The sequence below is a fragment of the Mesoflavibacter sp. CH_XMU1422-2 genome (assembly GCF_037029245.1).
GTDB lineage: Bacteria > Bacteroidota > Bacteroidia > Flavobacteriales > Flavobacteriaceae > Mesoflavibacter > Mesoflavibacter zeaxanthinifaciens.
Genome location: NZ_JAYMEE010000007.1, coordinates 1 through 2,744, shown reverse-complemented (window position 1 = coordinate 2,744; position 2,744 = coordinate 1). Strand labels below are relative to the sequence as shown.

Annotated in this window: 3 protein-coding genes; all 3 read right to left on the bottom strand. The window is 31.7% G+C overall.

From position 1 onward, the window contains the following. Positions 1-180 precede the first annotated feature (180 nt). The 3 genes from WA340_RS02545 to WA340_RS02535 all read right to left on the bottom strand — a co-directional run bounded on the left by WA340_RS02545 (position 181) and on the right by WA340_RS02535 (position 2,553). The gene (locus WA340_RS02545) at positions 181-852 is read right to left on the bottom strand and encodes a TIGR00266 family protein (RefSeq protein WP_336127157.1); all 672 of its coding nucleotides are present in this window, start codon (positions 850-852) and stop codon (positions 181-183) included. A 142-nt stretch (positions 853-994) separates the two neighbouring features. Next, the gene (locus WA340_RS02540; protein WP_336127156.1) at positions 995-1,975 is read right to left on the bottom strand and encodes a nucleotidyltransferase domain-containing protein; all 981 of its coding nucleotides are present in this window, start codon (positions 1,973-1,975) and stop codon (positions 995-997) included. Positions 1,976-2,115: 140 nt separating this feature from the next. Next, the gene (locus tag WA340_RS02535) at positions 2,116-2,553 is read right to left on the bottom strand and encodes a hypothetical protein (protein ID WP_336127155.1); all 438 of its coding nucleotides are present in this window, start codon (positions 2,551-2,553) and stop codon (positions 2,116-2,118) included. Positions 2,554-2,744: the final 191 nt, after the last annotated feature.

Sequence of the window (2,744 nt, the reverse complement as noted above, 5' to 3'; positions counted from 1 at the left end):
TTTTAGTCAGTTTTGATTCCAGCGTTCGTTTTGGTAAATGCACCACAACGGTCCCGGCTATGAGTAGTTGCGTGGGTTAGCGGTGAACTTTGCAAGTACACACCAAACTGAAAATCCGCGAGGATTTTCAGAAGTAGGCGAGAACAAGCAATTACTTATAGCCATTGTTGTAAGTAGTTTTTATCTAAATATTCCTATTATATTACTAATTATTCCTCCTCTAGAGGACATTTCGTGTTCTTCTCTAGTTTGAGTCCAAATTTCGCCATTTCCTTTGATTGAATACAAATAACCTTCTCCACTTCGTAAAAGCTCTTTAAAACCACGTGAAATAGTTTTTACCTCTAAATTACTATCAAATGCAACTAAATAATCTTCGTCAACCAAGTATTCTTTTGTAGGATTTAGTTTTTGATTAATTATCTTTCCATAACCGATTAGAAATAATTTACCATTTCCACTAGCTTTCATTTTTAATCCATCATTAAGTGTAGTTTTCCAATCTTTCTTAATTATTTTTAAGTCAATTTCATTTGTTCTAGCAAAATGAGAATTTGGCTCAATAATGACTTTTCTATTTTCATTTATTTCAATTTCAAATATCTCTCCGTTTTTATCGGGTGAAAAAATCATTTCAATTTTTTCCTTAGCTGTATAAATATTATAGGCTAGACTTTTTCCTCCAAATATCTTTCCAATCCAATTGTTAAAAGTTTTTGCCTCAAACTTTGTTTTTAACTCATAGTCTCCATCAGATAATATCATTGCTCCTCGTTCAACAATAATTTTTTCCGATTCATTTAATTCAACTTTCAAATATGAATTTGGATATTCTGAAATGGTCGTTTTCATAAATTACTTACAACGGTCTCGGCTATGAGTAGTTGCGTGTGTTAGCATTTAACTTTACAAGTACACACCAAACTGAAAATCCTCGAGGATTTTCAGAAGTAGGCGAGAACAAGCAATTACTTATAGCCATTGTTGTAGCCAGTTATTTTTTATTTCTAATTACTATTGTTTTGACCTGTGGCGTATTTTCCAAAAATGAAAAATCAGATTCCCATTTTCTATCGTCTAAGTCAACTGTTTCCTCAACTAGTATTGCAAAAATCAAAGTTCGAACATTAGGATGTTGAACATAAAAATCCTTTAGTCCGCTCAAGGTTTTTACAATTGCTCTTTTATCTCCATCGTTTTTTATATGCTTTAATTCGATAACTAATTGGCTGTTGAATAAATTAAAGTCAGACCTTTTTTCTTGTCCGTCAAATTTCAGTTCAACATCTTCACGACTTAAATTAGGTAGCCAAGGTTTTACAACAATCCAAAATAAATTTTGGAAATCGTATTCATCATTCAGATTTTTTGTCCAACCTGTTTTTGCTTGTCCGTGATTAGTAACAGAATGAACTGAAGGAATTAGTCCTTTTAGAATTTCAATTATAAATTCACTTGCTTCTTCTGTCGATGAACCAATATATGGTTTGGCAGTCAATCCATTTTCATTGGCTCGTTTAAAGTACTTTTTTAAAGCACTTATCTCAAAATATTCAGCAGTTCCATTTGGTAATGAAGTCAGTTCGTGGTTTATCCGTTTATCGACTTCTACTTGTTTCCTTTTTTCTAATTCAGCACTTGTTCCTGTTGTTCGGTCATAAAGCATTACTGCATTTACGCTTTTAACCAATTCATCGTTGTCGCTTGCTTCGATATAACTTTCATTTGCCACACTTGTCGCTCTTCCATTCTCCAAAATGAATAAATCCAAAGCTGTGCTATGTTCAAGCGTGAAATCTCTTAAATGCGAAGGTTTAATTCGGTTTGATGTCGTAATTAAAATGTCAATATCGGAACGAGAACTTCCTGTTTCGAATCTTCTCGAACCAAACAAATAAACACTTTCAATATCAGGAAATTTTCCCGTAAGTATTTTAATTATTGCTTCTAAATCGAAAATGTCTTCTTCTGTCATTCAGGTTGGTTTTAATTGGCTACAACGGGTTTGGCTATGATACGTTGCGGAAAAATCCGCAGGATTCTTTCCGCCGTAGCCGAAAGATAGTAAATTGCAATGAAATTCCGATAGGAATTTCAGCCGCAATGGATTATAGCCTATGTTGTAGCTAGTTTTTCTTCTTTTATAATTTCTCCAATTTTATATACAAGCAATAAGCTCAATATTATTACTGTTTTTATCGAGTTTTCATTCCAGAAATGATAAATAATTATTCCAAAGATTACTGGACTTATATAATTCAATATTTTACTTAATATCCGTAACCAAAATTTAATGGATTCAGGTAAAATTGAGTTTAGTTTTTTTGTAAAGGAATTGAAGAATATTTTCATTAAATGAGCTGTTAATATCACTAATCCAATTACAAAAGCAACAATGACAACAACTCTTTCGCTTCCATTTTCCACAATAGCTTTGAATATGAACTTTACAAATAAAAAAATGATTCCAATGAGTAAAATTGGTCTTATCCACTTTTTCCAAATAGAAATTAATGTATTCCAAACTTTTATAAAAAATTCTCTTCTATTCATTCAGTTAATTGGCTACAACGGTTTGGTATAGATTTAGTTGCGGCTTAAAATCCGAAGGATTTTCAGCATTAAGCAACTAAGATAGTAAATTGGTATGAATTTCCGAAAGGAAATTCAGTAGCAATTGAATATATACCTCTTAAGTTAGCAATCTATTAACTTTAACATTTAATCATAAAGAACCAAAGAGA